The 26,180-nt window shown below is 34.6% G+C and carries 25 protein-coding genes, 1 tRNA gene and 1 rRNA gene; 22 read left to right on the top strand and 5 right to left on the bottom strand.

The window, feature by feature from the left end; all coding sequences use genetic code 11:
* Positions 1-61 precede the first annotated feature (61 nt).
* Both ABWU48_RS05785 and ABWU48_RS05780 read right to left on the bottom strand, forming a co-directional pair.
* Complete coding sequence (locus ABWU48_RS05785; RefSeq protein ID WP_179943664.1) at positions 62-238, bottom strand: hypothetical protein; 177 nt, start codon at positions 236-238, stop codon at positions 62-64.
* A gap of 509 nt (positions 239-747) precedes the next feature.
* A complete protein-coding gene (locus ABWU48_RS05780; RefSeq protein WP_264705839.1) occupies positions 748-1,362 on the bottom strand; it encodes a hypothetical protein in 615 nt (204 codons plus the stop codon).
* Positions 1,363-1,515: 153 nt separating this feature from the next.
* Here ABWU48_RS05780 and ABWU48_RS05775 point away from each other — a divergent pair.
* The 18 genes from ABWU48_RS05775 to rnc all read left to right on the top strand — a co-directional run bounded on the left by ABWU48_RS05775 (position 1,516) and on the right by rnc (position 21,005).
* A 16S ribosomal RNA gene (locus ABWU48_RS05775) occupies positions 1,516-3,020 on the top strand.
* Positions 3,021-3,120: 100 nt separating this feature from the next.
* Complete coding sequence (sdhC, locus tag ABWU48_RS05770; RefSeq protein WP_010963112.1) at positions 3,121-3,498, top strand: succinate dehydrogenase, cytochrome b556 subunit; 378 nt, start codon at positions 3,121-3,123, stop codon at positions 3,496-3,498.
* Positions 3,495-3,851: a succinate dehydrogenase, hydrophobic membrane anchor protein gene (sdhD, locus tag ABWU48_RS05765; RefSeq protein WP_010963113.1), complete on the top strand. Its 357-nt coding sequence runs from the start codon at positions 3,495-3,497 to the stop codon at positions 3,849-3,851. Before sdhC ends, sdhD begins: the two co-directional genes overlap by 4 nt.
* A gap of 84 nt (positions 3,852-3,935) precedes the next feature.
* Entirely contained in the window at positions 3,936-5,174 is a 1,239-nt protein-coding gene (locus ABWU48_RS05760; protein WP_149168777.1) for a hypothetical protein, read from the top strand.
* A gap of 112 nt (positions 5,175-5,286) precedes the next feature.
* Positions 5,287-6,579: a sugar phosphate nucleotidyltransferase gene (locus ABWU48_RS05755; protein ID WP_264705838.1), complete on the top strand. Its 1,293-nt coding sequence runs from the start codon at positions 5,287-5,289 to the stop codon at positions 6,577-6,579.
* Positions 6,580-6,707: 128 nt separating this feature from the next.
* Positions 6,708-7,916 carry a hypothetical protein gene (locus ABWU48_RS05750; protein ID WP_353288347.1) on the top strand — a complete coding sequence of 403 codons (1,209 nt, stop codon included), beginning with the start codon at positions 6,708-6,710 and terminating at the stop codon, positions 7,914-7,916.
* A 280-nt stretch (positions 7,917-8,196) separates the two neighbouring features.
* A complete protein-coding gene (locus ABWU48_RS05745; RefSeq protein ID WP_070357005.1) occupies positions 8,197-9,426 on the top strand; it encodes a lipoprotein-releasing ABC transporter permease subunit in 1,230 nt (409 codons plus the stop codon).
* Entirely contained in the window at positions 9,419-10,150 is a 732-nt protein-coding gene (locus ABWU48_RS05740) for a hypothetical protein (RefSeq protein WP_038250643.1), read from the top strand. Before ABWU48_RS05745 ends, ABWU48_RS05740 begins: the two co-directional genes overlap by 8 nt.
* Positions 10,147-11,367: a hypothetical protein gene (locus ABWU48_RS05735; RefSeq protein ID WP_007548692.1), complete on the top strand. Its 1,221-nt coding sequence runs from the start codon at positions 10,147-10,149 to the stop codon at positions 11,365-11,367. Before ABWU48_RS05740 ends, ABWU48_RS05735 begins: the two co-directional genes overlap by 4 nt.
* Positions 11,368-11,565: 198 nt before the next feature.
* Positions 11,566-12,438, top strand: coding sequence for an ATP synthase F1 subunit gamma (atpG, locus tag ABWU48_RS05730; RefSeq protein ID WP_010081973.1), 873 nt, complete (start codon positions 11,566-11,568; stop codon positions 12,436-12,438).
* 18 nt (positions 12,439-12,456) lie between these two features.
* On the top strand, positions 12,457-13,791 hold the full coding sequence (locus tag ABWU48_RS05725) for a TldD/PmbA family protein (RefSeq protein ID WP_010081974.1): 1,335 nt from the start codon (positions 12,457-12,459) through the stop codon (positions 13,789-13,791).
* Between the two features lie 174 nt (positions 13,792-13,965).
* Positions 13,966-14,217, top strand: a complete 252-nt coding sequence (locus ABWU48_RS05720; protein WP_006279919.1) for a cold-shock protein — start codon at positions 13,966-13,968, stop codon at positions 14,215-14,217.
* A 53-nt stretch (positions 14,218-14,270) separates the two neighbouring features.
* Entirely contained in the window at positions 14,271-15,479 is a 1,209-nt protein-coding gene (locus tag ABWU48_RS05715) for a DEAD/DEAH box helicase (protein WP_353288346.1), read from the top strand.
* Between the two features lie 203 nt (positions 15,480-15,682).
* Positions 15,683-17,989 carry an AAA family ATPase gene (locus ABWU48_RS05710; protein WP_353288345.1) on the top strand — a complete coding sequence of 769 codons (2,307 nt, stop codon included), beginning with the start codon at positions 15,683-15,685 and terminating at the stop codon, positions 17,987-17,989.
* Positions 17,990-18,053: 64 nt separating this feature from the next.
* Positions 18,054-18,950 carry a class I fructose-bisphosphate aldolase gene (locus ABWU48_RS05705; protein WP_353288521.1) on the top strand — a complete coding sequence of 299 codons (897 nt, stop codon included), beginning with the start codon at positions 18,054-18,056 and terminating at the stop codon, positions 18,948-18,950.
* Positions 18,951-18,955: 5 nt separating this feature from the next.
* A tRNA-Cys gene (locus tag ABWU48_RS05700) sits at positions 18,956-19,027 on the top strand.
* 121 nt (positions 19,028-19,148) lie between these two features.
* The gene (locus tag ABWU48_RS05695; protein WP_007548704.1) at positions 19,149-20,216 is read left to right on the top strand and encodes a quinone-dependent dihydroorotate dehydrogenase; all 1,068 of its coding nucleotides are present in this window, start codon (positions 19,149-19,151) and stop codon (positions 20,214-20,216) included.
* Between the two features lie 90 nt (positions 20,217-20,306).
* On the top strand, positions 20,307-21,005 hold the full coding sequence (rnc, locus tag ABWU48_RS05690) for a ribonuclease III (RefSeq protein ID WP_006279914.1): 699 nt from the start codon (positions 20,307-20,309) through the stop codon (positions 21,003-21,005).
* 338 nt (positions 21,006-21,343) lie between these two features.
* Here rnc and ABWU48_RS05680 read toward each other — a convergent pair whose 3' ends face one another.
* Both ABWU48_RS05680 and ABWU48_RS05675 read right to left on the bottom strand, forming a co-directional pair.
* Entirely contained in the window at positions 21,344-21,886 is a 543-nt protein-coding gene (locus ABWU48_RS05680) for a hypothetical protein (protein ID WP_209473313.1), read from the bottom strand.
* Between the two features lie 109 nt (positions 21,887-21,995).
* Positions 21,996-22,526 carry a phospholipase D family protein gene (locus tag ABWU48_RS05675; protein ID WP_010963125.1) on the bottom strand — a complete coding sequence of 177 codons (531 nt, stop codon included), beginning with the start codon at positions 22,524-22,526 and terminating at the stop codon, positions 21,996-21,998.
* Between the two features lie 664 nt (positions 22,527-23,190).
* Between ABWU48_RS05675 and ABWU48_RS05670 the strand changes: the two genes are divergently transcribed.
* On the top strand, positions 23,191-23,331 hold the full coding sequence (locus ABWU48_RS05670; protein WP_153296786.1) for a hypothetical protein: 141 nt from the start codon (positions 23,191-23,193) through the stop codon (positions 23,329-23,331).
* A gap of 185 nt (positions 23,332-23,516) precedes the next feature.
* Here the strand turns inward: ABWU48_RS05670 and ABWU48_RS05665 are convergent, their stop codons facing one another.
* Complete coding sequence (locus tag ABWU48_RS05665) at positions 23,517-24,341, bottom strand: hypothetical protein (RefSeq protein WP_353288344.1); 825 nt, start codon at positions 24,339-24,341, stop codon at positions 23,517-23,519.
* Between the two features lie 167 nt (positions 24,342-24,508).
* On the opposite strand from ABWU48_RS05665, the gene ABWU48_RS05660 reads away from it, so the two are divergent.
* Genes ABWU48_RS05660 through bfr form a run of 3 tightly spaced genes read left to right on the top strand, consistent with a single transcriptional unit; the run spans position 24,509 to position 26,180 of the window.
* Positions 24,509-25,147 carry an HAD family hydrolase gene (locus ABWU48_RS05660; RefSeq protein ID WP_010081930.1) on the top strand — a complete coding sequence of 213 codons (639 nt, stop codon included), beginning with the start codon at positions 24,509-24,511 and terminating at the stop codon, positions 25,145-25,147.
* Positions 25,147-25,644 (top strand): RDD family protein, encoded by a 498-nt coding sequence (locus tag ABWU48_RS05655; RefSeq protein ID WP_010081931.1) that lies wholly within the window; start codon positions 25,147-25,149, stop codon positions 25,642-25,644. The genes ABWU48_RS05660 and ABWU48_RS05655 overlap by 1 nt, the downstream gene beginning before the upstream one ends.
* Before the next feature lie 59 nt (positions 25,645-25,703).
* A complete protein-coding gene (gene bfr, locus ABWU48_RS05650) occupies positions 25,704-26,180 on the top strand; it encodes a bacterioferritin (protein WP_353288343.1) in 477 nt (158 codons plus the stop codon).

Here is a 26,180-nt window from a genome sequence, read left to right as displayed (position 1 = left end):
AAAGTAGCTGACACTGGAATCCAGGAATTTTATTAAGTTGGTAAGCATAAAAGTATAACTTCTACGTCATACCGCCGCGGTATCCGCTAACAAGCAGCGGGGTGACGATTGTCAGGGTAGCTGTCATCCCAGTGCCCTGACTACTTGGATCCAGGAAAAAGAATGGTGTCATCCCAGTGCGTGATACCCTAGTAGAAATCGTTTTTGTAATTGCAACATTCGTGCAATCTTTAGCCATAAATATTTAAAAAATTTACCAAATGAAAAAAAAGGCAAAAGAAACCCCGTGGTGGTTGGCTATTTACCATGTACTAAAATATCGGCGTTTTTTTTATTCTAAAACGCTTGATTAAGAGCGATTTAGCTGCTTTTAACTTGCAACTAACCTACACCGCAAGTGTTTAAGAAATTTACTAAGCAGGAAAAAAGGCAAAGAAACCCCGTAGTAGCTAGCATTCAAATTCTCCCTTGTCAATTTGACGTTTTTTGCTGTCTTAAACGCTTTGTAAGCGCGTTTCGGCTTATATAGGTAAAAACCCAGAAATTTTTAAAGACATGCGATGCACGTAGTGCGAAAAATTAAACATGAGACGCCAAATACCCTAAGTTTTTTGTCATTAACCTGCACAGATTGCGAAGATAAATAAATAGCTTCAGTTTTATGATAAGGGAGCTGGCGAGGCTTGTCAAGGAAGTTTTTCGTTTCATCCAATGCGCTGCCAAAAGCTATGCAAAAAGTCCAATGAGTTAACTCCCATATATCCGGAGTAGTTCTTGTGCATTAGCCTTTATTAGAGTAGGGCATTTTCTGTCATTTAATAGGGAACGCAATACTTCAGTTGCACCTTTAATGTCGTTATTGTGTATCTTTACTACAGCGATAGCTTCTTGGCTTGAATAAGGATACACTGCACTTGATTCTAAATTATCAATTTTATCTTTATTTATTTTTTCACCGTTGGAGTGAAGTAAGCTCATTACTTCTAAATATTGTGCTAACTCACGCAAAACATTAGGAGCATCTTTATCATCTGCCAAATCATTATAAATAGATGCTGTGTCTGTTGGCATTGAATCTGAGATATGATTGAATGCGCGTTCAAAATTTGCTAAATACTCCCAATTTGAATCTATTTCTTCTAGCAGCGGCTTATTATCTTTTTTTAAGAATAATACTTCGTAAAACTTGTCACCTGCAGTTATAGATTGTTTTGTGTTATCAATGTTGCGCAATAAGTATAATGTGATGCCAACTAACATTGGCGCGAGTGCAAGCAGAAAGATGTATTTTTTCATGGTAATATTCCAAATAGTTATATATTTATACATTAATGCTTTTGATTTGCAAAAACATATTGACATAGTGATTATATCACATAATAATATTCTTAAAGTTGTTTGAATAGTTGGAGATTAAAATATTTCTAAAGTAGAAATAAAGACAGCAGTATTAAGCTAAATTATTTTTTGTCGGATTTATCCGATGTACCCTCAACCTTTTATAGGTTGAAGTCTAAATTTGAGAGTTTGATCCTGGCTCAGAATGAACGCTGGCGGCAGGCCTAACACATGCAAGTCGAACGGAGTTATATTGTAGCTTGCTATGGTATAACTTAGTGGCAGACGGGTGAGTAATGTATAGGAATCTACCTAGTAGTACGGAATAATTGTTGGAAACGGCAACTAATACCGTATACGCCCTACGGGGGAAAAATTTATTGCTATTAGATGAGCCTATATTAGATTAGCTAGTTGGTGGAGTAATAGCCTACCAAGGCAATGATCTATAGCTGATCTGAGAGGATGATCAGCCACACTGGAACTGAGATACGGTCCAGACTCCTACGGGAGGCAGCAGTGGGGAATATTGGACAATGGGCGAAAGCCTGATCCAGCCATGCCGCATGAGTGAAGAAGGCCTTTGGGTTGTAAAGCTCTTTTAGTGAGGAAGATAATGACGGTACTCACAGAAGAAGTCCTGGCTAACTCCGTGCCAGCAGCCGCGGTAATACGGAGAGGGCTAGCGTTATTCGGAATTATTGGGCGTAAAGGGCGCGTAGGCGGATTAGTAAGTTAAAAGTGAAATCCCAAGGCTCAACCTTGGAATTGCTTTTAAAACTGCTAATCTAGAGATTGAAAGAGGATAGAGGAATTCCTAGTGTAGAGGTGAAATTCGTAAATATTAGGAGGAACACCAGTGGCGAAGGCGTCTATCTGGTTCAAATCTGACGCTGAGGCGCGAAGGCGTGGGGAGCAAACAGGATTAGATACCCTGGTAGTCCACGCTGTAAACGATGAATGTTAAATATGGGAAGTTTTACTTTCTGTATTACAGCTAACGCGTTAAACATTCCGCCTGGGGACTACGGTCGCAAGATTAAAACTCAAAGGAATTGACGGGGACCCGCACAAGCGGTGGAGCATGTGGTTTAATTCGATGCAACGCGAAAAACCTTACCACTCCTTGACATGGAAATTATACCTATTCGAAGGGATAGGGTCGGTTCGGCCGGGTTTCACACAGGTGTTGCATGGCTGTCGTCAGCTCGTGTCGTGAGATGTTGGGTTAAGTCCCGCAACGAGCGCAACCCTCATCCTTAGTTACCATCAGGTAATGCTGGGGACTTTAAGGAAACTGCCAGTGATAAACTGGAGGAAGGTGGGGATGATGTCAAGTCATCATGGCCCTTATGGAGTGGGCTACACACGTGCTACAATGGTGGCTACAATGGGCTGCAAAGTCGCGAGGCTAAGCTAATCCCTTAAAAGCCATCTCAGTTCGGATTGTACTCTGCAACTCGAGTGCATGAAGTTGGAATCGCTAGTAATCGTGGATCAGCACGCCACGGTGAATACGTTCTCGGGTCTTGTACACACTGCCCGTCACGCCATGGGAATTGGTTTCACTCGAAGCTAACGACCTAACCGCAAGGAGGGAGTTATTTAAAGTGGGATCAGTGACTGGGGTGAAGTCGTAACAAGGTAGCAGTAGGGGAATCTGCAGCTGGATTACCTCCTTAGGCTTTGCACATAATTTACCATTTTTAATGATGGTGTTGTTATGTGCTATACTGCTGTCTTTACTTCTACTTTATTTTAATTTCCCGATAACGGAATTTTATGAGTGATAGACCTCTTTCTCCACATTTACAAATATATAAAGTACAAGTTACTAGTTTTTTCTCTATTATGCATAGATTGACTGGTATCTTGCTATTCCTTTTATTAATGATACTTTCTTGGTATTTCATATTACATGTTTACTTTCCTGAGTTACTTATAGTAAGGTACTTAAATGCATTATTATTCACTCCTGTTGCTAAATTAGCTTATGTCTTATGTTTTATAAGTTTTGTATATCATTTTCTTAATGGTATTCGTCATTTATTGTGGGATGTTGGGCTTAATTTAGAAATTACTGGCGTTTCAAGGAGTGCTATACTGCTGACAGTAACGCTACTTCTTTCTACTATGGCTTTTTTATTTATGTTTATATGAGTCAGTCTGGAAATTCAGTACATCATTGGTGGGTTCAGCGTGTTTCTGCGGTAATTTTACTGTTCCTGTTTCCTTGGTTTATCTATTCATTTTCTTGCACATTTTATACTGATAGCTCTTTGTCTTTTAGTGAAAAATTTATTAATCACCCTCTAGAGCTTTTATTTTTTGTTGTATTGTTGTTTTGCATTTTTTGGCACGCAGTTCTTGGAATGCAGGTAGTATGCGAAGATTATATACACAGCGTACCTTTGAGGATTTTTACAATTACATGCATAAAGTACTTATCAAGCATTACTTATATAACCCTCGCTTTTACAATCTTTATCTTCTACAGGCATATTTTCTTGTAAAATCACCGGTGCTGTGTTAATATATTATTAGTGTACTAGTTTTATTATTGAACTATAGCATTATAGCGATTTTGGTTTGACAATATGTTTGAAGCATTAAAAAAGGGAGCAATAGATCTTACACTTAAAGCAAAAGGTCTGCTTACTTCACCTGAATCTCAAGTTTACGTCGAAGACCTTAGAAAGGTAATGATGTATGATGGAAGGAAATGCCAGTATCCAAAAAATTATGATCAAATTGTACAGTCTGCTAAAATCATAGAAAACAGGGATATGCATGGAAATGCTATACTAGATAAAGATAAAAATCCAACCTATAAACTTTTGTATGGTCAAAAAGATGAGAATGGAGAACAACCAAGTTTCAGATTATCTTTAGTTACCAAAGATAAAGATAATGATAGATCTTATTTTACTATCAATTATATAGACAATCAGGGTAAGCAAATTCCGATAAATGAGTTGCATAAGTCATATTTTGAGCCATTAGGCTTTTCGAGAATAGATTTGAAAAAACACGTGCCAATTTTTGAAGCTGAAAAAACTAAGGATCCTCAATATCCATTTGAATTAACTAATTCTTCTGTGCTAACTAAAGAGGTAAAAAATAAAGAAGGTAAAGTTCAGGAAGTTGTTGATGAAAAAGGAAGAAATGGAGAATTATTATACACTAGTGATTACAAGAAGCTAAGCACCCATTTTTCAGAAATTAGAGATCAGAATGGTAATCTAGAGCTAGATAAAAGTCTTATATCTGTTCCTATCGTTTTTGCTACAAGTTTAGCTAAAGTTTGTACTAAATTGTTGACTTCTCTTCCTATAAAGTTAGGGGAGCATTTAATAAGCGAACAAAACCCAATTGCAAAGTCTTTTGGTTATCTTTTATTTACTCCTGCAATGGCAGTAAAAAATTTAGTGGATATGGGAGCTACCATACTTAAGGCTCCAATTTTATTGTTTGTAGCAAATGAGAAAAAATATGGTGATGCTTACTACACCATGTGGAAACACCAACTGAAAGGATGTTTGGAAGAAGCAAAAAGTGACTTTAATGTTATTAAAGGTGAAGAAAGGCTAAAGCCGGATCATGGGAATCGTGATTCACTAGTGGGCACATGGGATGAGCTTAACGCTAGAAGGCCAAAGAAACAAGGGGATGATAAAGAAGTTAGCAAGAGTAATGAAATACTAAAGAGTCCTGAGGAAGAACAAAATAAGGGTAATGAAATATTAAGTGATAAAAGAAAAGGTCATGTTGAGGAATTACAAAATAGAAGAAATTCACAGCAAGGGCAAGGCGCTACACATGATCACTCTCATTAGCAATTACTTTAAATCAACATTTACTTTCTTTATTAACTATTCCACAACAAAAACTTGCATGTATTTTGCCCTCAGTATAAGATATTAATTATTTAATTAATATCTTAACTAAATGCGCCCTGTAGTATTGTGTGGTGGTAGTGGTAGCAGACTTTGGCCTTTATCTAAGCCAAAGCAATTTCAGAAAATATTTAGTCAGAACACTATGTTTCACAACACTTTGTTGAGGCTAAAAAGCGATTATATGCCGCCCATAATTGCTACAAATATACAGTACGAGTCATTAGTGATGGAGGAATTGCATGCACTGCAAGAATATAAAGTGATTTTCGAACCAGTGAAAATTGGAACAGCAGCGGCAATATTAATTGCTGCACTTCTCTGCAATGAAAACGAGACAATGTTAATTCTGCCTTCAGACCATTTTATAGGTGATTTGAATAGTTTTTATGCTTCTACTCAAAAAGCGTCTAAGTTAGCCTCTGAAACTAACTCTATAGTCACTTTTGGGGTTAAGCCTCATGAATTCAATTCTGAATACGGCTATATAAATGCAGTATATGATCAGAAAGAAAAATGTCATATAGTGAAAGATTTTACAGAAAAGCCCGAGCGTAAGTTAAGTAACGATCATTATTGGAACTCTGGAATATTTGTGTTTAAAGCAAAACGCTACATAGATGAGATTAAAAAATCTGCCCCGAATCTTTACAATTTATGTTTTAAATATTTCACACCGCAAGAGAGATTTCTGTATTTAAAACAACGAGATTTTGCAGGAATTGAAGGCATATCCATTGATTACTTGGTGATGGAGAAAGCAAAAAACGTTGCAATGATAGAAGCTAATTTCGATTGGTTGGATGTTGGAACTTGGAATTCAGTTTTAGAATTGAGTGAGAAGTTTAGTAAAGAACCGGCATCATTTCAGCATGTGATTAGAGAAAAAGAACCAGTTTCAACGACAGAAAGTAATAAAAATTTATTGAGTGGAGCTTGTAAGCAACCAAACAAAAGTCTAATTTCATTTATTCATAAAGTTAAGAAAGTAAAGGTGATAAGGAAAGAAGTTAAACCATGGGGATTTTGTAGTATAATTTTAATGAGCGAAAATTTTCTTATAAAATATCTTTTTATCAATCCATTAAGCTGCACTTCTAAGCAATTCCATCACTATAGAGATGAATACCATATAGTGCTATCAGGAGTTGGATATGTTAGTTTAGAAGACAAAGAATATGCTATAGCAAAGGACCATATGATAGAAATCCCAAGGGAAGTTTCCCATAGGATTGAAAATAGAAGCACAAGCTTTCCACTTGAAATAGTTGAATTTCAGATAGGAGAGCATTTATCTGATAATGATATAGTGAGATTGGATGATGTATATGGAAGAATATGGTAACGCCATAAATGCATTTGTTGGCAATTTATAATATGGGTATAGCTGCTTTATGTAAAAAATAATATTTACTAAATCTTAATATTTTAAACCTATACCCATATTTTAATAAATAATGAGTTGTAATTAATATGAAGGATCCATTTAAAAGTGACAATTATAGAGAAAATCTCGGTTTCCTTAAAGAAGCTATAAAAGCAAGAGATGAGTTAGTAACTATTAGACATTATAATAAAACGGTAAGGGATTTATCTCAGGCATTAAAGCGTTTTACAGATAAGGCAGAAGATGTAGCTAAGTTTGTTATACGTAGTGACTCAATTGATTATGTAAAATTGATGAATGGAAAGCCATCAGGTCTTAAGATATTAAAGGAAATATTGAATAGAATCTCGGGAAGAAATGTTCCAGTTAAGAATATAAGTAGTTTTATTGATAAATTACCTCCTCCTACTTCAATGACAATCTTTGAATATCTAGAGGCTTATCGTAAAATTTCAGGTTTGGAGCAAGTTGAAAGAGGAAATATTGCAATAGCTCCAGAAAAGCCAGAACGCAGTTTTCTAAAAGAAGATAGACAAGTAGAAGTTAATTATAATGATTCAGGCCATGGAAATTCATTAGATGAAAAGCCTGGATACAAAGAGATATCAAATTATCAAGAGAAGAAGAGTAAAATTTTAACAGAAAATTCACAAAGTTCAAAATCGCCTAGAGAAGAGCTAATTTATGTAACAGTTCCTAAAGAACATATGGAAGCAAAAAGAGAACTTAAACAAAAACAACAATCTAAACCTCCAATATTGCCAAAACCATCAATAGCACCCCCATTGCCAAAAAAAATGTTTACTGCTGGTCAAGAAGTTAGACAAAAACCAAAAGTAGTAGGAACTGTTCCTAAATCAACTAAAGATAAACCTGAATTACCACTAAAACTTAAAAAGTTAGGTCATACTGATCAAAAATCAAGCACAAAGCTAGAAATGGTAGTATCTTCTATGGAAAAAGAAATTAATTATAATATCGATATTAAAGTACAAGAGATAAGAAAAAAATTCAAACAAAATCAAGCAAAAGAAAGTCCTAATGCGCAAACTATTGAAAGCAGGACCCCTCCTGTTGCACAAGTGAATATAGATGTGGAGAAAAAAACTAGGCCATCACCAAAAGTTGCTTCCCAATCTCGCTTATTTTCAATGAGGGATGAAATATCTCAGATGAATCCCTTATCAGCAAAATCTGATCCGAGACCTCATGTTAGCAAAAATGCTCTTCTCACAGATGTAAATGTAAAGCAACTAGTTGTACAATTTGAAAATTATGGAAGGAAAGAATTATAACTTATTGAATAAACCCAATAATATTCTTGATTTTTTCTATGTTATAAAAGCACAAGCTCTCCACTTGAAATAGTTGAATTTCAGATAGGAGAGCATTTATCTGATAATGATATAGTGAGGTTGGATGATGTATATGGAAGATTTTGAAATTCTAATGTTAAAGATACTCTATAAGTCTGCTAAATTTAAGGAAGCAAAAATCTCTAGTTTTTAAATAAAGAAAAGTCTACAATTATACGAAGTTTCAAAAATATAATGTCTAACCTCAAAATATTTTGTAATGTCCATTGCCTTTGAAATTACTATGGCTGCTTGCTATTTGCGAGCAAGAAATGCCAGATTTTGCTCTATAATGACTTTATTCTCTATTATCGGCATTGCCCTTGGAGTTGCAACACTAATAGTGGTGATGTCTGTGATGAACGGATTCAGAGCAAAGTTGCTTGACTCAATACTTGGCATTGATGGCCATATTAACGTTTATTTTGATAGGAACATAAATTCAGATTACTACGCAGTTTCAAAATCTATTGAGAGAATTCCTGGTATATTAAAAGCTACTCCTATGACCAATGATCAAGTTATTATTGTAGCAAATGGTAAAATTGCAGGTAGCGTAGTGCGAGGTGTGTCAACTAAAGATTTGCTTGATAGTACTGCCGTTACAAATAATGTAATTATAGGTGATGTAAAAAAATTTGATGAAGGGATAATAATAGGAGCACGCTTAGCAGAAGTTTTGAACATTGACTATGGCGACGAAATTACGTTTATATCATCTGAAGAATTTGATGCATTACTTGGTGAAATGCCGCGAATGAAAAAATATAAAGTTATAGCAATATTTGATATGGGTATGTTTGAGTATGATAATACCTTGATATATATGCCTCTAAAATCAGCACAAGCCTTTTTTAATTATAAAAATAGCATAAAAAATATAGAAGTACTTGTAGACGACGTTACTAGAGCTGATAAGCTGGCAGATGCTATAGAAAAAGAAATAGGAATGGAAGCTGAAAGTTGGCAATCACAGCAAAGCCATTATTTTAGTGCTTTAAAAACTGAAAGAAATGTGATGTTTTTAATTCTCACTTTGATTATAGTTGTAGCAGCGTTTAATATTATCTCAAATTTAATGATGATAGTGCAAGAAAAGAAATCCGCGATTGCAATTATGCGTACATTTGGTGCAACAAGTGGAAGCATTATGCGTATATTTTGCGCTTGTGGTCTATTAATCGGTTTTACGGGAACTTGTCTTGGCTGTATTATAGGTGTCGTTTTTTCTCTCAATATCGAAAGCATTAGAGTGTTTTTAGAAAACATTACTAACGTCAAGCTGTTTGATCCTATGATATACTTTTTTTCAAGTTTGCCAGTGATATTAGTACCCCAAGACGTAGTAAATATTTCTGCACTTGCGTTACTCTTATCATTTTTAGCGACAATTGCTCCTGCGTTGCAGGCAGCTGCACAAGATCCTGCGGAGATACTACGTTATGAATGATACTCAGCAAAAGTACATAGGTTGGTTCTTAATTGTATTGTTATTTACCGGTTACATCACAATAAATAACATAATCTTTTTAAAAATAAATCAGCAAGAGAGTGAAAACAATGTGAAAGCTTTAACGGAAAACATGGATGAATTTAGAATGTTGCTTGAAGTTAATCAATCTAGAATAGAAAAAAAGATATTTGACCTCAAGAGAAGTCAGCATACTCAATGTGAGCAAGGTGATAATAACTCAAGATGTAAGAACCTTGCAAAATTGCTATTACTTGTGGTTAAAATGAAGAATTCGTTATTGCGAGAAGCAAAATTTGATAACCATATAAATTCAATAAAGCCTTTGATATCAGAGCTTGACGATCCAGAGATAGAAAATGCAGTAGATGAATTAGAAAATTTGAAAGAGATAAATACCTTACACGAATTGAAGTTATCTTTTGAAAAAACTATTGATACTATCGATTACAACAAAAGTACATTGTCTAAAAAAATCATTTCAAACTGGATAAAGGTAGACGACCGAAATGATCCATTAAGAGTAAAATTCGCAGAAATTGAGGAGTCAATAAATGATAATGATTGGCAAAATATAACTGTTACAGTAAGCAATTTAACGCATTCAGAATTCAAGCCATGGCTGAATAAATTGAATGGTTTTATTGTAGCTTCTAAGAATATTTCAACAATATATCATCACTTATTACAATATATCTCATGATTTATTTTATAATTTTCGCTTTTTCGTTTTTATTTGGTATATGGGTCAAGGTAAGTGGTGAAGTAATAAAATTGGAATTAGGCAATTACACTATAAGTATTGATCTATATTTCATTATTTTTACTTGTGTAGTTTTATTATTTTTATTAATTACACTTGTACGCTTTTTTTCCTCCATTTCATCAACATTTGCCAACATAAGAAATAGAAGAAGGGATAGGGAAGAATTGCTTCTCTTTGAAGCTTTCTTTAGCATAGACTTAGACAATATAGAGAATGCCCAAAAGCTAGTTAAAAGTCTGAGTGAGGAGAGCGATAGGTTGTCTTTAATAAAGCTCTTTAACTCAGGTAAGACGGGAAATTACAGCTTTTTCAGTAACGGTTTAACAAATATTGCAAATAAAAATCGTAACTTAGCTCTACTTCTAGCCAATAAGCTGATTGTCCACCTCAAACAAGAAAAAGTAGTCTTTCAAAAATTTATAGAATATTGCTCTAGTTCAATTAACGATAAAATGCTATCTATTCCCTTTCAAATAGAGCATTGCATATTGAAAGAAGATTGGATTAATGCAATTTTGAGGTTGAAGGAAGCAGTTAAGTCCAATATTTTTCTCCCCTTTGATCATAAAGAAATGTTTGCAGTGTTTTATTGCGCTTTAGCAAAGCAATATGAAAGTAAAGGAAATTTTAAGGAGGCTATAAAGTCTTTATTTAGAGCACAACGTTATAGTGCAATTTTTCAGCCCATCAATTATTTAAAGGCAGAATTATATATTAAACTTGGAAAAATCAGAAAAGCTTCTGCAGTGCTAGAGGCAGAGTATACAGTAAATCCTACTCCTCAGTCAGCTAAAATGTACATCAATTTAAATAGTAAAGGTGCTGAAAGACTATACAACTTACGCCCTGATTATTATTTTAGTTACTGTTTACTTGCTTTGTCCTCAATGAGTTCAGGTAAATATGATCTTGCAAGTCAATATTTAGACACTGCTATGAAAAAAGCTAATTACATGTCAATCTACTTTATTGTAATACAACTCAAGGTTACATTGCAAGAACACGACAAGGTAATTTATTGGCTAAACAAGATGGGCTCAGAAGCTTTGCCTGATCCAGGCTGGAAATGTAAAAATTGTAACAGGGAACTAGAACAATGGGATCATAAGTGTTCAAGTTGTAATAGTTTTAATTGTGTTTATTATATATTATAAAATTCCACAAAGTGTAGAAATTACCATTAGGCTACTTTCACATTGATATTGCTGAAGTTAGAGCACTTTCTTAATATAATCCTTATCTCCAAACAATAAACCTGCAAGTTTCTTAGCTAGACTTGGTTTTAATGTCAAAAAAACTTGCTTTTAGACACTAACAGTTATATATTTTAATAAATCAGGGTTGTATACAAAATGAAGAGCTTAAAGGAATTATCCTTAAGAATTAAGAATATTAGGTCTGTACAGAAAACCACGAAAATAATGCAAATGGTTTCTGCAGCAAAGTTGTTACAAAGCCAAAAGAAGTTATTAAATTCAAAATTATATGTATCTAAGCTGCATAACATTATTTTTTCATTAATGCTATCAGTTGATCAAGAATTACTGGCAAAAATTCTAAATGTCAGTAACGACGGTTCTTACCTAGTATTCATTATTGCGTCTGATCGTGGCTTGTGCGGCAACTTTAACTCTTCTATTGTCAAATTTAGTCAAGAGCGTGTAAATAAGTCAATCGCAAATGGCAAAAAAGTAGATATTGTATTTCTTGGTAAAAAAGCTTTTGATGTAGGTAAAAATAGATTTGACTCTAAAAGTATCTTAAAAATTGAAAATAGTAAGGGAATCACGTTAAAGCACGTAGAAGCTTTGGTTGATGGTATAGATTTAAGTAAATACGATAAAGTTAAAGTTTTTTATAGTAAATTCTATAATACCTTCACGCAAAAACCAATGTTGGAAACAATAAAACCATGGAGTAAAGACTCATCCTTGATTGATAGCTCTCTGGCTGGTCCAACAACAGATTACGGCTATGAGTATGAACCACAAAATATTGAATTTATTTTAAAATCTTTGGTTCAAGATTACGTTGTAATTGCTCTTTACTCTGCTTTACTTGAAAGTGCAACGAGTGAGAATAGTGCTAGAATGGTTGCTATGGAATCAGCAAACAGAAACACTAAAGAGATACTGAACAAATTAGCATTGCTTTATAATCGTTCTCGTCAAGCAGCGATTACGACTGATTTAATTGAAGTTATAGGTGGTGCAGAATCTTTATAGAAATCTAAGGAATAGAAAATGAATATATTAAATATTGCAGCAGATATTACTAAACTAATAAAAAAGCAAAATCAAGATGCGGAAGTTACAATATATGAAACTAATAAGACTTCAGTTTCTCAGCGTCTATCAAAAATTGAGCAAATATCACAATCTAAAAATTGCACTGTAGGAATCAGAGCTATAGCAGGTAAAAACAAAGCTGCGTATATTTCTACAAACGATTTGAATAATCTGAGTGATACAGTAAGCCAAGTGGTAGAAATGGCAAAGAATGCGCCAGAAGATCCTTGCATTAATTTTGCTGTAAATGGTAGTAATTATATCTCTTCTGCAGATTTAAGTATCTCAGATAATAATGTTGTAACCGTTGATAACCTAAAAGAAATTGCTGAAGCTGCAGAAAATTCAGCCCTTGCACATAAGAGTATCACTAATTCTGAAGGAGCCTCTTCTTCATACGCTTTAGTGAATACAGTATTATCGACTGTTTCTGGTTTTATTGGCTCGTTTAGTAAATCAACCTTTGCTAATCAGGTCTCTGTTGTTGCTGGAAGAGAAAGTGAAATGAAGGTTGGTTACGATTATGATATAGCATGTAATTTTAGTGATTTAAAGTTGCCAGAGTTAATGGGAAAAGAAGCAGCAAAAAGAGCAGTTGATCAATTGAATTCACGTACAATGAAAACTGGTAAATTTCCAGTTATTTTTGAAAAAAGAGCAGCAAAAGGGCTAGTAAAAAGTTTTGCTTCTGCTATAAATGGGAGCAGTATTATAAGCAACAGTTCTTTCTTGAGGGGTAGTTTAAACGCTCAGATTTTCAACGATAGAATTAATATTATCGATGATCCATTGTTGCCAAGAGGCATAGCATCGAGACCATTTGATGGAGAAGGGATAACTAGCAAGAAAAATATATTTGTAAAAAACGGAATATTACAAAATTGGATTTTAGACTTATACTCGGCTAGAAAATTAGACTCAGAAACAACCGGAAGTGCAACTCGTGCAAGTAATGCTGCAGTTATTCCTGCAGCTAGTAACCTCTACATTGAGAATGGTGATGTATCGTTTGAAGAATTAATTCAGGAAGTGAAAGAGGGAATATATGTAACTGATTTATTTGGTTTTGGTGTCAATTTAATCAATGGCGATTACAGCCAAGGCGCTTCCGGATTTTTTATAGAAAATGGAAAAATAACGTATCCAATACATGAGATTACCATTGCTAGCAATTTGAAGGATATGTTTAGCAATTTAGTCGTTGCAGATGATCTAACTTTTTGTGGGCAATTTAATTCACCAACGATTAAAGTTAGCGAAATGACGGTTGCAGGTTCGCTTAACGATTAAAAAATTTATTTGCATCAAGTACAACAATTGTGTATTATTGTCATGTAATGTTAAGAATAGACTATGGAGTATAAAGGTTTAGTTTCAATAGCTAAGCTTAAAGCATTCTCAATCGTAATTTCAAAGTTTTTCATCACATTAGTAATGTTAGTTAATAATTTAGGAGTTGTTTAAATGGAATTTGGTAATGTAAAATGGTTTAATGCCGAAAAAGGCTATGGTTTCATCAAGCCAGAAGGTAAAGGGGGTGACGTTTTTGTACATATTAGCACATTGGAACGTTCGGGAATAAGACCTGAGGCACTTAAAGGAGAGAATAAAGAGAAGGGAATAAAAGGAGAAAGGGTGAGTTATGAGGTTAAAGAGGAGCGCGGTAGAAACGGAGAAGATAAAAAATCTGCAATAAATTTAAGATTGGAAGATTAATCTATTATGAAGTCTTTTAACAGGATTAACGTATTGTGAATAATTTTCATGAGATGGGTCTCCCAGCTTCGCTTAGACAAGCTCTAGATAAAAATAATCTTTTCGTCCCAACTCCGATTCAAATACAAGCGATTCCCTTAGCGCTACAAGGTAAAGATATTCTCGGATCTGCTCAAACGGGGACTGGAAAAACTTTAGCATTTGCTATTCCGTTGGTTGCTAAGTTGCTGAATGAGCCTAACACTGGTTCAGCTTTAGTCATCGTGCCAACCAGAGAGCTTGCGCATCAGGTAACAAATGAGATAAGAAAACTCTTATCTCAAAATTCTGCACTAAGGGTCGCTTTGTTGATTGGTGGTGAGCCTATTTTTAGGCAGCTAAATCAGCTTCAGAAAAAACCACAAATTGTAATAGGTACTCCTGGTCGTATTATAGACCATATTGAGCGTAAAACTTTGATTACTCGCAATGTTAGCGTTCTTGTGCTTGATGAAACGGATCGTATGTTTGATATGGGCTTTGGAGTTCAGATTGAAGAAATTATGAAGCATTTGCCTAAAATAAGGCAAACTCTTATGTTTTCTGCAACTCTTCCTGGAGATATAGTAAAACTTGCTGAGAAGTACCTTAATCGACCAGAACGTATTTCTGTTGATTGTGAGGTTACAACTTCTGTAAAAATTAAGCAAGAAATTGTTTATGCATCAGAATTAGAAAAATATGAAAAGCTTGTTACACAACTATGTCAGCGCGAAGGATCAATCATTATCTTTGTCAAAACAAAGCGAGGAGCGGATCAGCTAGCTAACAGATTGCACAAAGATGACTATAGCGCTTTAGCAATTCATGGTGATTTAAGGCAGCACAAGCGCGAAAGGGTCATTAATTCTTTTCGTCGTGGCCGTAATCAAATCATGGTTGCAACAGATGTTGCTTCTCGCGGCCTTGATATTCCCCACATTCAACATGTTATCAATTATGATGCACCACAATCGCAAGCTGACTATATTCATCGTATAGGTAGAACTGCACGCGCTGGAGCTGAAGGGTATGCGCTATCTTTTGTTACACCTCAAGATAAGAGAAGACTGCCTGCACTGGCAGACAAAGAAGGAGAGCTAAATTTTGATTGTAGTGTGCAATTTAAAAAACGTAACAGCAAAAAGGTCTTTAAAAGGCCAAGTACGTTAAAGACTAAATACGGTAGAAAAAAGATCAATGCATTTAAGAAGAAAAGCAGAGTACTAGAAAAAGCGTATTAAATAGGATTTACCTACAATTTGATAAGCGTAAAACTCGTCATTCCGCTACTCATTAGCGGAATCTATGCTGAGATATTGCGGTGCTATGACGTAGATCCAGAGTGGGATTCAAATTGGCTACAGCGAACTGCTGGATTTCAATTTTTTTAATAATTGTGTGCTATTCATTATATATGAGTTCCCACTTTTAAAGAGAATAGGAGATGATTTCCAAAAACTTAGAGGCAAGTTTGAATAGAGCACTATTCATTGCTTCTAATTTTAATCTTAAATATGCGAAAGTAGAACATTTATTGCTGGCGTTAACTAAAGACGTGGATGTAAATTACGTTTTATCAAGATGTAATATCAGAGCCGATGAAATCATCAGTATGGATAACATTCTATCAAGATGCAATATTAAGGCTAATGATTATAATAATAATATAAAAGGGTTTTTACAAAGCAGTTCTGAATTGATTATCAGTGGAGTTAAACCTAGCTCAATGTTTCAATGCATAATACACAGAGCAATAATACGGGCTCATAGCTTGGGGAAAAAAGAAATAAATGGAGCAAGTGTTCTAGTAGAAATTTTGTCTGGGCAAGATTTATACGTTGAAGATCTATTGCAGAAACAAAGTGCGAAAGATTCCAATTTGATTTACCACATATCTAACATGAAATACTCTAACGATATAGATGAATACACCACTAATCATAAAGTAAAACTTGATAAAAATAATGATGCTCCTACTACAGTAAATAAAGGTGAGCTACTAAAAGATGAGGAAATTCTACAAAGTTATTGTAAAAATTTAAATGACTATGCAAGAAGCAAAAAAATAGATTATGTTATTGGTCGTGATTATGAATTAAATCGCACTATAGAAATATTATTGAGGCGTAGAAAAAACAACCCTTTATATGTTGGAGATCCAGGTGTTGGCAAAACCACAATAGTTGAGGGTTTGGTACTCAAAATCATTGAAAACAGTGTTCCAAGTGCGCTCAGGTCCAGTATAATTTATGCTTTGGATTTAGGGTCACTCCTTGCAGGGACACGCTATAGAGGTGATTTTGAAGAGAGAATAAAATCTATAATAAAAGCGATTGAGGCAAAACCAGGTGCTATCCTTTTTATTGACGAAATACACACTATCATTGGAGCAGGTTCTACAAGTGGTAGCTTTCTTGATGCAGGTAACCTACTCAAACCTGCGCTTGCAAGAGGTACACTGCGTTGTATAGGTGCAACTACATATAGAGAATACAGCAATAGTTTTGAAAAAGATAAAGCATTAGCGAGGAGGTTTCAAAAAATTAATGTTAAGGAATCTTCTGTTAACGAAACGATAAAGATACTAGATGGTATAAAGCACTACTATGAAGGGTATCATGGAGTATATTATACAAAGAATGCCATTAGGTCTGCGGCTGAACTTTCGCATAAGTATATTACTGGGCGAATATTACCTGATAAAGCGGTTGATGTTATTGATGAGGCAGGGGCATATTGTAAATTGCTAAGAAACAGGGGTAAAATTGTAAATAGTAGAGATATTAAGAATACCATTACTAGAATTACAAATGTGCCTTGCGGATCTGAATCTGATGATTTGCAGAAAGTAAAGTCTTTAAAAGCTAATCTAGAGAAGGTGATTGTTGGCCAAGAGCAGGCAATAGAATCTCTTGTTAATTCTATTAAAATTGCTAAATCTGGGTTGAGAAATTACAATAAGCCTTTAGCAAATTATCTTTTTGCAGGGCCAACCGGTGTTGGTAAAACCGAGCTAGCAAAACAATTAGCAGAAAGCATGGGCATGAATCTTATACGCTTTGATATGTCCGAATATATTGAGTCTCATACGATATCAAGGATGATTGGTTCTCCTCCTGGATATGTAGGTTATGATCAGGGTGGATTACTCACAGAGTCTGTATCTAATAATCAATATAGTGTTGTGCTGCTTGATGAAATTGAAAAGGCTCATAGCGATATCTATAATATATTGCTACAAATTATGGATTATGGTTGCGTTACAGACACTTACGGACGTAAAGTTAACTTTTCCAATATAATCTTAATTATGACAACTAATGCAGGAGCAGCTGAACGCAGCAAAAGTTTTGTTGGCTTTGGGCATAAAAAATTTAACACTGGTGATAGTGAAAAAGCGATAGAACAGGTTTTTAGCCCTGAATTTCGTAATCGTCTTGATGCGATTATTTCTTTTTCTGACTTAAATGCGGATATAATTCTGCATATTGTAGATAAATTTATTCAGGAACTGAAAAAGCAGCTGACGCAAAAAGGCATAAACTGCTTGGTAGAAGATGAAGTGAAATCTTATCTTGCACAAACAGGTTATAGTAAGGAAATGGGAGCACGTCCGATAGAGAGACTTATTGAAAAAGAGATAAAAAGTTACTTAGCGGAAGAAATACTGAATCGTAAATTAATAAAAGGAAAGAAATTAATAATCTATATGAATAAAGTAGAAAATAAAATTGCTTTTGATATAGTTTAAAATCCTTGTATTGAACTTCATCTTTGTTACAATCTATAACTTAAATTCAATTTGAATTATAGTGATAAGTGATAAAGTAAAACAAGTCCTAAGCTACTACGAAAGTGAAAACCCTGGGGTAAAAGCAAATCTTACTCGTATTCTCATGCATGGAAAGCTTGGCGGCACTGGCAAGTTAGTGATTCTGCCAGTAGATCAAGGATTTGAGCATGGTCCAATTAAAAGTTTTGAAGTTAACCCTGATGCTTATGACCCACATTATCATTTTCAGCTTGCGGTTGATTCGGGAGTAAGTGCATATGCTGCTCCACTTGGTATGATTGAAGCTGGTGCTGCAACTTATGCTGGAATGCTCCCACTTATTTTGAAACTTAATAGTTCCAACTCTTTACATTTAAAGGATCTAACCTCTGATCAGGCAATAACCTCTTCTGTGAAAGATGCGCTGCGTTTGGGCTGCTTAGCTGTCGGATTTACTATATATCCTGGTTCTGCTAAGTGTTTCGATATGATGGAGGAAGCCCGTGGAATCATAGCTGAAGCCAAATCTTACGGGCTTGCAGTAGTGCTATGGTCTTATCCACGCGGTGAAGGGATTTCCAAAGAAGGTGAAACAGCAGTTGATGTTATTGCCTATGCTGCACACATAGCAGCTTTGCTTGGCGCTAATATAATAAAAGTAAAACTTCCAACTAAATATTTGGAAAGGGAGAAAATAGAAACAGAAAATATTGAATCATTATCTAAAAGAATTGAATATGTTAAAAGGTCTTGTTTTGCAGGGAAAAGAATAGTAGTTTTTTCTGGTGGTGAATCGAAGGAAGTAGATAACATATACAATGAAGCGAAAGAAATTAAGCAGGGTGGCGGTAATGGTTCAATCATTGGACGTAACACTTTTCAACGCAAAAGGGAGGAGGCTTTATCTATGCTAAAAGATATAATGGATATCTACACATAAAAAACGGCTGGGTGGCAGAATGGCTTATGCGGAGGACTGCAAATCCTTTTATACCGGTTCAATTCCGGTCCCGGCCTCTTTCATTCTCTATATCTTGTAAAAGTTAACAGTAGCTTTAAGTGTGTAACCTATAGAGAAAGCTTGTCCATAGTAAAATCAATTTCTTTTCAAGTTATGGTTATACTCTTATAGCGTTTCATGGTAAAAAATAAACTAAAAATAAGCAAAGTGTTTTACAAACGTAATTTACTATTTTTACTACCGCCCGAAGTTGCTCACTCTTTGGCAATTATGGCATTAAAGAAAATGCCTTATAAGAATCCTATAGAGCTACCAGAATCTTTGAGTGTGAATTTTTTTGGTAATAAGCTCAGAAGCCCCATAGGTCTGGCTGCAGGTTTTGACAAGAATGCAGAAGTTATAAGGCCTATGCTCTCATTTGGTTTTGGGTTTATTGAAACTGGTACTGTAACTCGTAATCCACAATATGGAAACAAAAAGCCAAGAATTTTTCGGTTAATTAAAGATCAAGGGGTAATTAACAGATTGGGATTTAACAATAAAGGAATAGACTATTTTCTTAAACAAATAGGTGAAACCAAGCTTGATGACTGCATTTTTGGCATCAACATAGGAAAAAACAGTACATCAAAGGACCAAATCAGCGATTATGTTGACTTAATAAAGATAGTATATGGAAAGAGCAATTATATAGTGCTGAACATCTCATCCCCAAACACGCCTAATTTACGCAATCTGCACAATAAGCAAGAATTATCGGAATTGTTGAAATCCGTAACTCTAACCCGAAAATCAATTGATAATTCTAAATCCATACCAATAATATTAAAAATCTCACCAGATGTAGATCAGCAAACGAAAGAAAATATCGCTGAGCTTGCGTTGGAATATAAGATTGACGGATTAACAGTAAGCAACACTACGGTAAGTAGAGATAATCTGCATTCTCACCATAATGAGAGTGGTGGGTTGAGTGGCAAACCGCTGTTTAAACTTTCAACCGAGTTATTGGGCGATATGTACAAATTTACTAAGGGCAAAATATTATTGATAGGGTGCGGAGGAATCTCAAGTGGTGCTGATGCATATAAAAAAATAAAGGCAGGAGCTTCTTTGGTGCAGTTGTACACTGCTCTCATATACCACGGACCTCAAGTTGTAAACAAAATTAATCTAGAACTTGCAGAACTAATAAGGAGAGATGGATTTAGTAACATTAGTGAGGTGGTGGGTTGTATACATTAATTTTGGAAGTTGGTGGTATTATTTTAATAAAATAAAACTAATTCTCTGGTATAAAGGTGGTAGAAAGTGCTTTTCTTTTAAATAATTGGTATGAAGAGTTTGAATGATGCAATATCTAAGATCATTGATTATAAATTTACAAATTATGCAATATTAGAAGAGGCACTAACTCACCCAAGCGTAAATAAAAGGAATAGCAAAAACCAGATTGTAAGCTACGAAAGACTAGAGTTTTTGGGCGATAGTGTTTTGAATATGGTTGTATCTGCCACACTGTTTAAACTATTTCCTGAAGAAAAAGAAGGAGCATTGGCAAAAAGAAAGACGGATTTAGTTTGTGGCAACACCATTGCTAATGTTGCTAAAGAAATAAAATTAGGCAGCTTTATCATCATGAATAATAGTGAACGCTGCAATGGAGGGAGATGTAACTTAAAAAATTTAGAAAACTCGCTTGAAGCACTAATAGGTGCAATTTATATTGATGGCGGGCTTGAAAATGTTGAAAAATTTATTATCCAATATTGGGAAAAGCTAGCTAAAGGCATGCTTGACCCCCCTCAAGATCCTAAAACCTCACTGCAAGAGTGGACTCAGAAAAACAAATTGCCTTTACCAGAGTATGAGCTTGTAAAACAAACTGGACCAGCGCACAATCCTGAATTTACTATATCAGTTTGCATAGAAGATTATGGTAAAGTTTCTGCATGCGCTTCTAGTAAAAAGATTGCTGAACAAAAAGCTGCTGAGTTGATGCTAGAAAAAATTGGAAAAGACGCTTCAGTTTAGGCAAAATAGGCATTAATGTAAATTTTAAGGAAGCTAATAGCGTTTAGGGTAAATGGTCAATTTAAGGAGAAGCATAGTATTATTCATAAAAAAGTTGATTTACCAAAAATCAAGCCTTATGTAGTGGAATATCAATGGCTGTTGTCGGAGATGCGGAAAAAAAGAAGTAGCAAGTTACCAAAAGGTGTTATGCCAGATACATTTGGTCCAAGAGTTGTTTTGTGAAGTTGACAGAGTCAAGGAGAATGAAAGTTTTAAAAAATAGCATATTTTTTAATTATAAAAATTTGATATTAACTGTTGTTGGTTGATTGAGTAAAAACCAGTGAATGGTCACGTTAAAACATATTTTTAAATTTCTGCCAAAATCCTGGTTTATTATCATTAACCTTTGTAAATGTTATATTTAAACTGTATTTCGGATCATTTGGCACGTCGTATTTTATGCTAAATGTTGAAACTTTATCGTTATTGTAAATATGTACATCATCATATGATAGCTTTGTTGTGTAACACTTTACATACTTTTGCTTATCATGCACTAAATCACCTGACTCCCTTTCTAGTTCCACAAATTTCGTTTTTTTCTGACATTCCTTCATTTTTATTAAATCCTTATCTAGTGATATTGAAACTGGCAACGTATTTCCAGCATATTCTTTAGCTAAAAGTTCACTTTGAGGATACATTTTTATTTCCCTGCCAAAATGTGAGTCTATGAAATTATTACTCCAAAATTTATCGCCAGAATGCACGTACTCATCAGTAGCATACGGCACCCCACCATAATTGCATTGAACTTTGTAATCTCCAACACTGTTGTTTTGAAAAAAATCATGAATAGCAGTGTAGCTACCGGCAGCATCATTTATATAATCCATTACTTTATTCCTTAAATTTTTAGTTCATTATATCATAATCATTATGCCAATCAATCAAAAAAGCTCTCCCTTGCTGTTTTTAAAACTGATTTTGAGCAAGCGCTCTCGATTAGTTGGGAGCGTATTTGTAAGATTGTGACATTCGTGCCTCCCAGTTTTTCACATACTGCTGAATCAATTCAGGATAATCTGTAATAATTAATAAATTTTCAGCATTTCCTTTTTTAGCTGTCTTACTAAGGTTAAATGACCCTGTGATGACTTTTTGATTGTCAGCAATCATTATCTTATTATGAGCAATCTTTGGCTTATCATCGATCCAAATTGGTACTCCACCTGAAAATAATTCATTTATAACACTATATTTTGAGTAGAGTTGCGATTTATCTAAGATGACTTTAACATCAACACCGCGTTCTTTAGCATTAATCAAAGATTTTGCAACTGTTCCAAGAGTAAATGTATATTCTTGAACTAAGATAGATTTTTTAGACTGATCTATTACGTTGATTATCGGTACAGCACAATCTTCTCCAGGTGAAAAGCAAACCGTAGCTTTTGGGCAGGGCGAAAATATAAAACCCGCATAGTAATACAGAGAAAAACACATTAACAAGAATAAAAAGTGAAAAAGCCTCACAACAACCCACCCCCGGATATACGGCGATAGGCTACATTATAATTTAATCACCTGTCAATAGACTTCTTGCATAGTTTTTGGTAACAACCGTTAGAAACGAAAAAACTTCCTTGACAAACTCCGCCAGCCCCCTTATCATGAAACTGAAGCTATTCAGTTATCTTCATCTGTGCAGATTAAACAGCAAGAAAACAACGTAGTTGGCGTCTTATTTTTAATTTTTTGCACTATGTGTACCTTATGTCTTCACAATATTTCTAGGTTTTTACCTACACAAGCTGAAACGCGCTTATAAGTCGTTTAAGACAGTATAGTACGCCAATTTGCAGGATTAGGGAGTGACAACTAGCTAACACGGGGTTTCTTTTGCCTTTTTTTCTGCTTAGTAAATTTCTTAAACATTTAAACTAAGGTGAGTTGCATTTAAAAGCAGCTAAATTGCAGTGTTTAAGACTTAAAAAACGCCAATGTTCTAAAATAGATATTAGCTGGGGCTTCTTTTGCCTTTTTTTCTGCTTAGTAAATTTCTTAAACATTTAAACTAAGGTGAGTTGCATTTAAAAGCAGCTAAATTGCAGTGTTTAAGACTTAAAAAACGCCAATGTTCTAAAATAGATATTAGCTGGGGCTTCTTTTGCCTTTTTTTCGTTTGGTAAATTTCTTAATGTTTATAGCTAACATGAAGCTAAGTACGAACTTTGTTAAATACAACAAATGGTGTCATCCCAGTGCTCCTTTTTTTGTCATCCGAGTAGCTGACACTGGGATCTATTTTGCATGTAACTCCAATTGTGTTTTGGCATAAAACGCGACGCGTATTAGACTTATTTGCAAGCAAAGCTTGCTAGATCCAAGTAGTCAGGGCACTGGGATAACATCATAGGGACACTGGGATGACACCCTGACAATCGTCATCCCGCTACTTGTTAGCGGATGAGATACCGCGGCGGTATGACGGTTCGTGGCGGTATAATGAAGCTTGAAAGCGGATCACCTTTCACGACCCGTGTTTACTTCATTCACTTTAGGAGTATTAACAGGCGTTATTGCCGGGTTTTCAAGCTTTGTTGCCTGCTTCAAACCCTCGCTTACACTTTTGTCCTTTAAAATTTCATCAAGCTGCTTACTCTTTTGTTGCTCTTCGTTATTTGACGTATCTCTTTGAGCATCTTCTTTCATGCCACGAGCATTCTCTACATCCTTTTCACCTTCACCTAAAAATTTTTCTAATATTTTCTTAACAAAGCGCTTCAGAAGACTCAAAAACCCTTCTTCTTTTTGATTTTCTTGTGGTTGAGGCGTGTTATCTTTTTTGTCCGGCTCAGTGTTGAGCTTCTCTTTTACAGAACTCTTGCTTACTGAGGGATTAACGGTTTGTGAATCGTGCTCTGATGCTGTTTGCACAGAAGCTTCAGTAGTCTTTTTTTGTGTATTATGTTCAAGGTCTTTAACTGCTGTTGTAGTTTTTCTCGGAGTGTCTTGGAGTTTTTTGTCACTTTTTGGCTCTGCAACTTTTTCACTTGTGAAGATGCCCTTCCCTTTATATTGTTGGTCAAGCTCAGCAATTCTTTCAAAATCTTGACGTACTTTTTCATCTGCACGTCCTTTTTGACTTTCAAATTTCTGACTCAATTCTGCAACGTTTTTCATTTTGTTCTCAAGCTCCTTACTTTTCACAGCTTTTAGAGCCTCTGTTCCTTTTGTGATATAATTAACCTTCTTTTCTAATGAGGTACCTTCTGGAAAAGCACCTGGAGAACGTTCAAAAACATCTTTAAACTTTTTTTCAACACTTTCTTTAGATGTCTGGGCCATACCTGTTACCTATTAAAACATATCATATAATCAGTATATTAGCTAATTATATAAAAAACAGTTAACATAACTTGTGGTAAAAAGTGTTTATCAAGGGCGTCCTATTTATATCTTTTTCATTAAAATGCTATTTACTTATTAAGTTAAAATGTATAATGATATAAGAGATGAAAGATAGCTCATTAGCAGTAGTATTCGATTGGGATAATACCTTAGTTGACACTCAAGATAATATTTTTAATGCTATTAAGCATACCATAAACTCAATGGGGTATAGTAATAAAGCTGCTGATAGAAATTCCCATGAGTCGAGAAAGAGCTATATGGTCAATTTATTTGGCGATCAGTGGAAAAAAGCGAATCAGATATATCAACAATATTTAGATGATGCACTATTGCAAAACATTGCTTTGAATCAAGGAGTAGAGAAAATGTTGCAGACACTGAAAAGCCACAATATTTATCTAGCAATAGTAAGTAATAAGAAAAATACTAATTTACGTAAAGAAGTTGCCTATTTTAAACTAGATTCCTACTTTGAAAGAGTGGTTGGGTCATGCGATACTGCAGAAGATAAACCATCTGCAACCCCACTGCTATTTGCACTAGAAGAGAGTACGTTGCCTATAAATAGAGAAAATGTGTTTTTCGTTGGTGATAGCATCACAGATGTTCTGTGTGCACAAAATGCCAATTGTTTACCTATTATATACGGTCAATCAATAAGCGGTTATGAAGATTTGTTATGTTTTCAACATTTTGATAAACTTACAGATTTTATAATAAAGTATTTAGAAGATAGGTAATGACCACTGTTACAGAGATTGCCAGTATAATAAGACGCTTTTGCGCATATTTGATAGATAGAGCAATTTTATTAATTCCAAACTTATTAATCAGACTATTGTTAAAGAATTTTCCGTTAATTTCATCTATGTGTATAGATTGCAGTTACTTCACATATTTTATATCTTCAAAAGCCCAAGCAACTCCTGGTCAGCAATTAATGAACATACATACCATAAGCTTGGACGGTTCTAAAATAGATTTGAGTTTAGCATTTGATAGAAGCATTTCTCAGTTTTTTCTTTCTCTATTATATAACATAATAGTTATCCTCATCGAGCTTTTCCAAGAACAGGACGTGTTAATAAACGCTTTCGATATATTAATAGTGCTACTCACTATATTAACGGTGCTGCTCACTCTTTGCTGGTATCTAGTTGCTTGCTTCTCTAAGAAAAAACAGACATACCACGACATGCTATTTAATACGGTTGTTATCAAAGGAAATATTAAATGAGTTGCTATAACTATCGTTATCATATAAATTATGCTGATGAATTGAACTAAGGGAAGATTATGAATGAAAAGATAGTAAAACATTTGAACAAATTATTGACCAATGAGCTAACTTCTGTACGCCAGTATCTTTTGCATTTTGCGATTCTCAAAAACAATGGAATTAATAGATTTGCAGAAAAGGTAAAAAATGAGCTTAACGAAGAACTTGAACATGCAAACAAGTTGGCAGAAAGAATTTTGTTATTCAAAGGAGTTCCAAATTTTCAGGATACAAACGAAATATCAAAGCATGATGGAAAGTTTACAAAAGACACAATACGGAAAATCTTAGAAGCTAATTTGAAATTAGAGGGAAAAGGTATTAAGGATATCAAAGAAACGATTTCTATCGCTGAGAAAGAAAAAGATTTTGTTAGTGTAATGTTATTAGAAGAGATGTTAAAAAATGAAGAAGAGCACTTCCATTGGATTGAAAAACAGATTGACCTTATTGAACTAATGGGTGTTGAAAACTATTTAAGAACACAAATATAG

It is taken from the genome of Wolbachia endosymbiont (group A) of Tromatobia lineatoria, from assembly GCF_964028565.1.
In the GTDB taxonomy this organism is placed as follows: Bacteria; Pseudomonadota; Alphaproteobacteria; order Rickettsiales; family Anaplasmataceae; genus Wolbachia; species Wolbachia pipientis.
This window is presented reverse-complemented; position numbering and strand designations above follow the sequence as displayed.

What these genes read in the sequence shown, in the direction of transcription:
- ABWU48_RS05785 (WP_179943664.1), bottom strand. Translation starts at nt 238, where the DNA reads ATGGCTAAAGATTGCACGAATGTTGCAATTACAAAAACGATTTCTACT.
- ABWU48_RS05780 (WP_264705839.1), bottom strand. Translation starts at nt 1,362, where the DNA reads ATGTCAATATGTTTTTGCAAATCAAAAGCATTAATGTATAAATATATA.
- sdhC (WP_010963112.1), top strand. Translation starts at nt 3,121, where the DNA reads ATGAGTGATAGACCTCTTTCTCCACATTTACAAATATATAAAGTACAA.
- sdhD (WP_010963113.1), top strand. Translation starts at nt 3,495, where the DNA reads ATGAGTCAGTCTGGAAATTCAGTACATCATTGGTGGGTTCAGCGTGTT.
- ABWU48_RS05760 (WP_149168777.1), top strand. Translation starts at nt 3,936, where the DNA reads ATGTTTGAAGCATTAAAAAAGGGAGCAATAGATCTTACACTTAAAGCA.
- ABWU48_RS05755 (WP_264705838.1), top strand. Translation starts at nt 5,287, where the DNA reads ATGCGCCCTGTAGTATTGTGTGGTGGTAGTGGTAGCAGACTTTGGCCT.
- ABWU48_RS05750 (WP_353288347.1), top strand. Translation starts at nt 6,708, where the DNA reads ATGAAGGATCCATTTAAAAGTGACAATTATAGAGAAAATCTCGGTTTC.
- ABWU48_RS05745 (WP_070357005.1), top strand. Translation starts at nt 8,197, where the DNA reads ATGTCCATTGCCTTTGAAATTACTATGGCTGCTTGCTATTTGCGAGCA.
- ABWU48_RS05740 (WP_038250643.1), top strand. Translation starts at nt 9,419, where the DNA reads ATGAATGATACTCAGCAAAAGTACATAGGTTGGTTCTTAATTGTATTG.
- ABWU48_RS05735 (WP_007548692.1), top strand. Translation starts at nt 10,147, where the DNA reads ATGATTTATTTTATAATTTTCGCTTTTTCGTTTTTATTTGGTATATGG.
- atpG (WP_010081973.1), top strand. Translation starts at nt 11,566, where the DNA reads ATGAAGAGCTTAAAGGAATTATCCTTAAGAATTAAGAATATTAGGTCT.
- ABWU48_RS05725 (WP_010081974.1), top strand. Translation starts at nt 12,457, where the DNA reads ATGAATATATTAAATATTGCAGCAGATATTACTAAACTAATAAAAAAG.
- ABWU48_RS05720 (WP_006279919.1), top strand. Translation starts at nt 13,966, where the DNA reads ATGGAATTTGGTAATGTAAAATGGTTTAATGCCGAAAAAGGCTATGGT.
- ABWU48_RS05715 (WP_353288346.1), top strand. Translation starts at nt 14,271, where the DNA reads ATGGGTCTCCCAGCTTCGCTTAGACAAGCTCTAGATAAAAATAATCTT.
- ABWU48_RS05710 (WP_353288345.1), top strand. Translation starts at nt 15,683, where the DNA reads ATGATTTCCAAAAACTTAGAGGCAAGTTTGAATAGAGCACTATTCATT.
- ABWU48_RS05695 (WP_007548704.1), top strand. Translation starts at nt 19,149, where the DNA reads ATGGTAAAAAATAAACTAAAAATAAGCAAAGTGTTTTACAAACGTAAT.
- rnc (WP_006279914.1), top strand. Translation starts at nt 20,307, where the DNA reads ATGAAGAGTTTGAATGATGCAATATCTAAGATCATTGATTATAAATTT.
- ABWU48_RS05680 (WP_209473313.1), bottom strand. Translation starts at nt 21,886, where the DNA reads ATGGATTATATAAATGATGCTGCCGGTAGCTACACTGCTATTCATGAT.
- ABWU48_RS05670 (WP_153296786.1), top strand. Translation starts at nt 23,191, where the DNA reads ATGTTTATAGCTAACATGAAGCTAAGTACGAACTTTGTTAAATACAAC.
- ABWU48_RS05665 (WP_353288344.1), bottom strand. Translation starts at nt 24,341, where the DNA reads ATGGCCCAGACATCTAAAGAAAGTGTTGAAAAAAAGTTTAAAGATGTT.
- ABWU48_RS05660 (WP_010081930.1), top strand. Translation starts at nt 24,509, where the DNA reads ATGAAAGATAGCTCATTAGCAGTAGTATTCGATTGGGATAATACCTTA.
- ABWU48_RS05655 (WP_010081931.1), top strand. Translation starts at nt 25,147, where the DNA reads ATGACCACTGTTACAGAGATTGCCAGTATAATAAGACGCTTTTGCGCA.
- bfr (WP_353288343.1), top strand. Translation starts at nt 25,704, where the DNA reads ATGAATGAAAAGATAGTAAAACATTTGAACAAATTATTGACCAATGAG.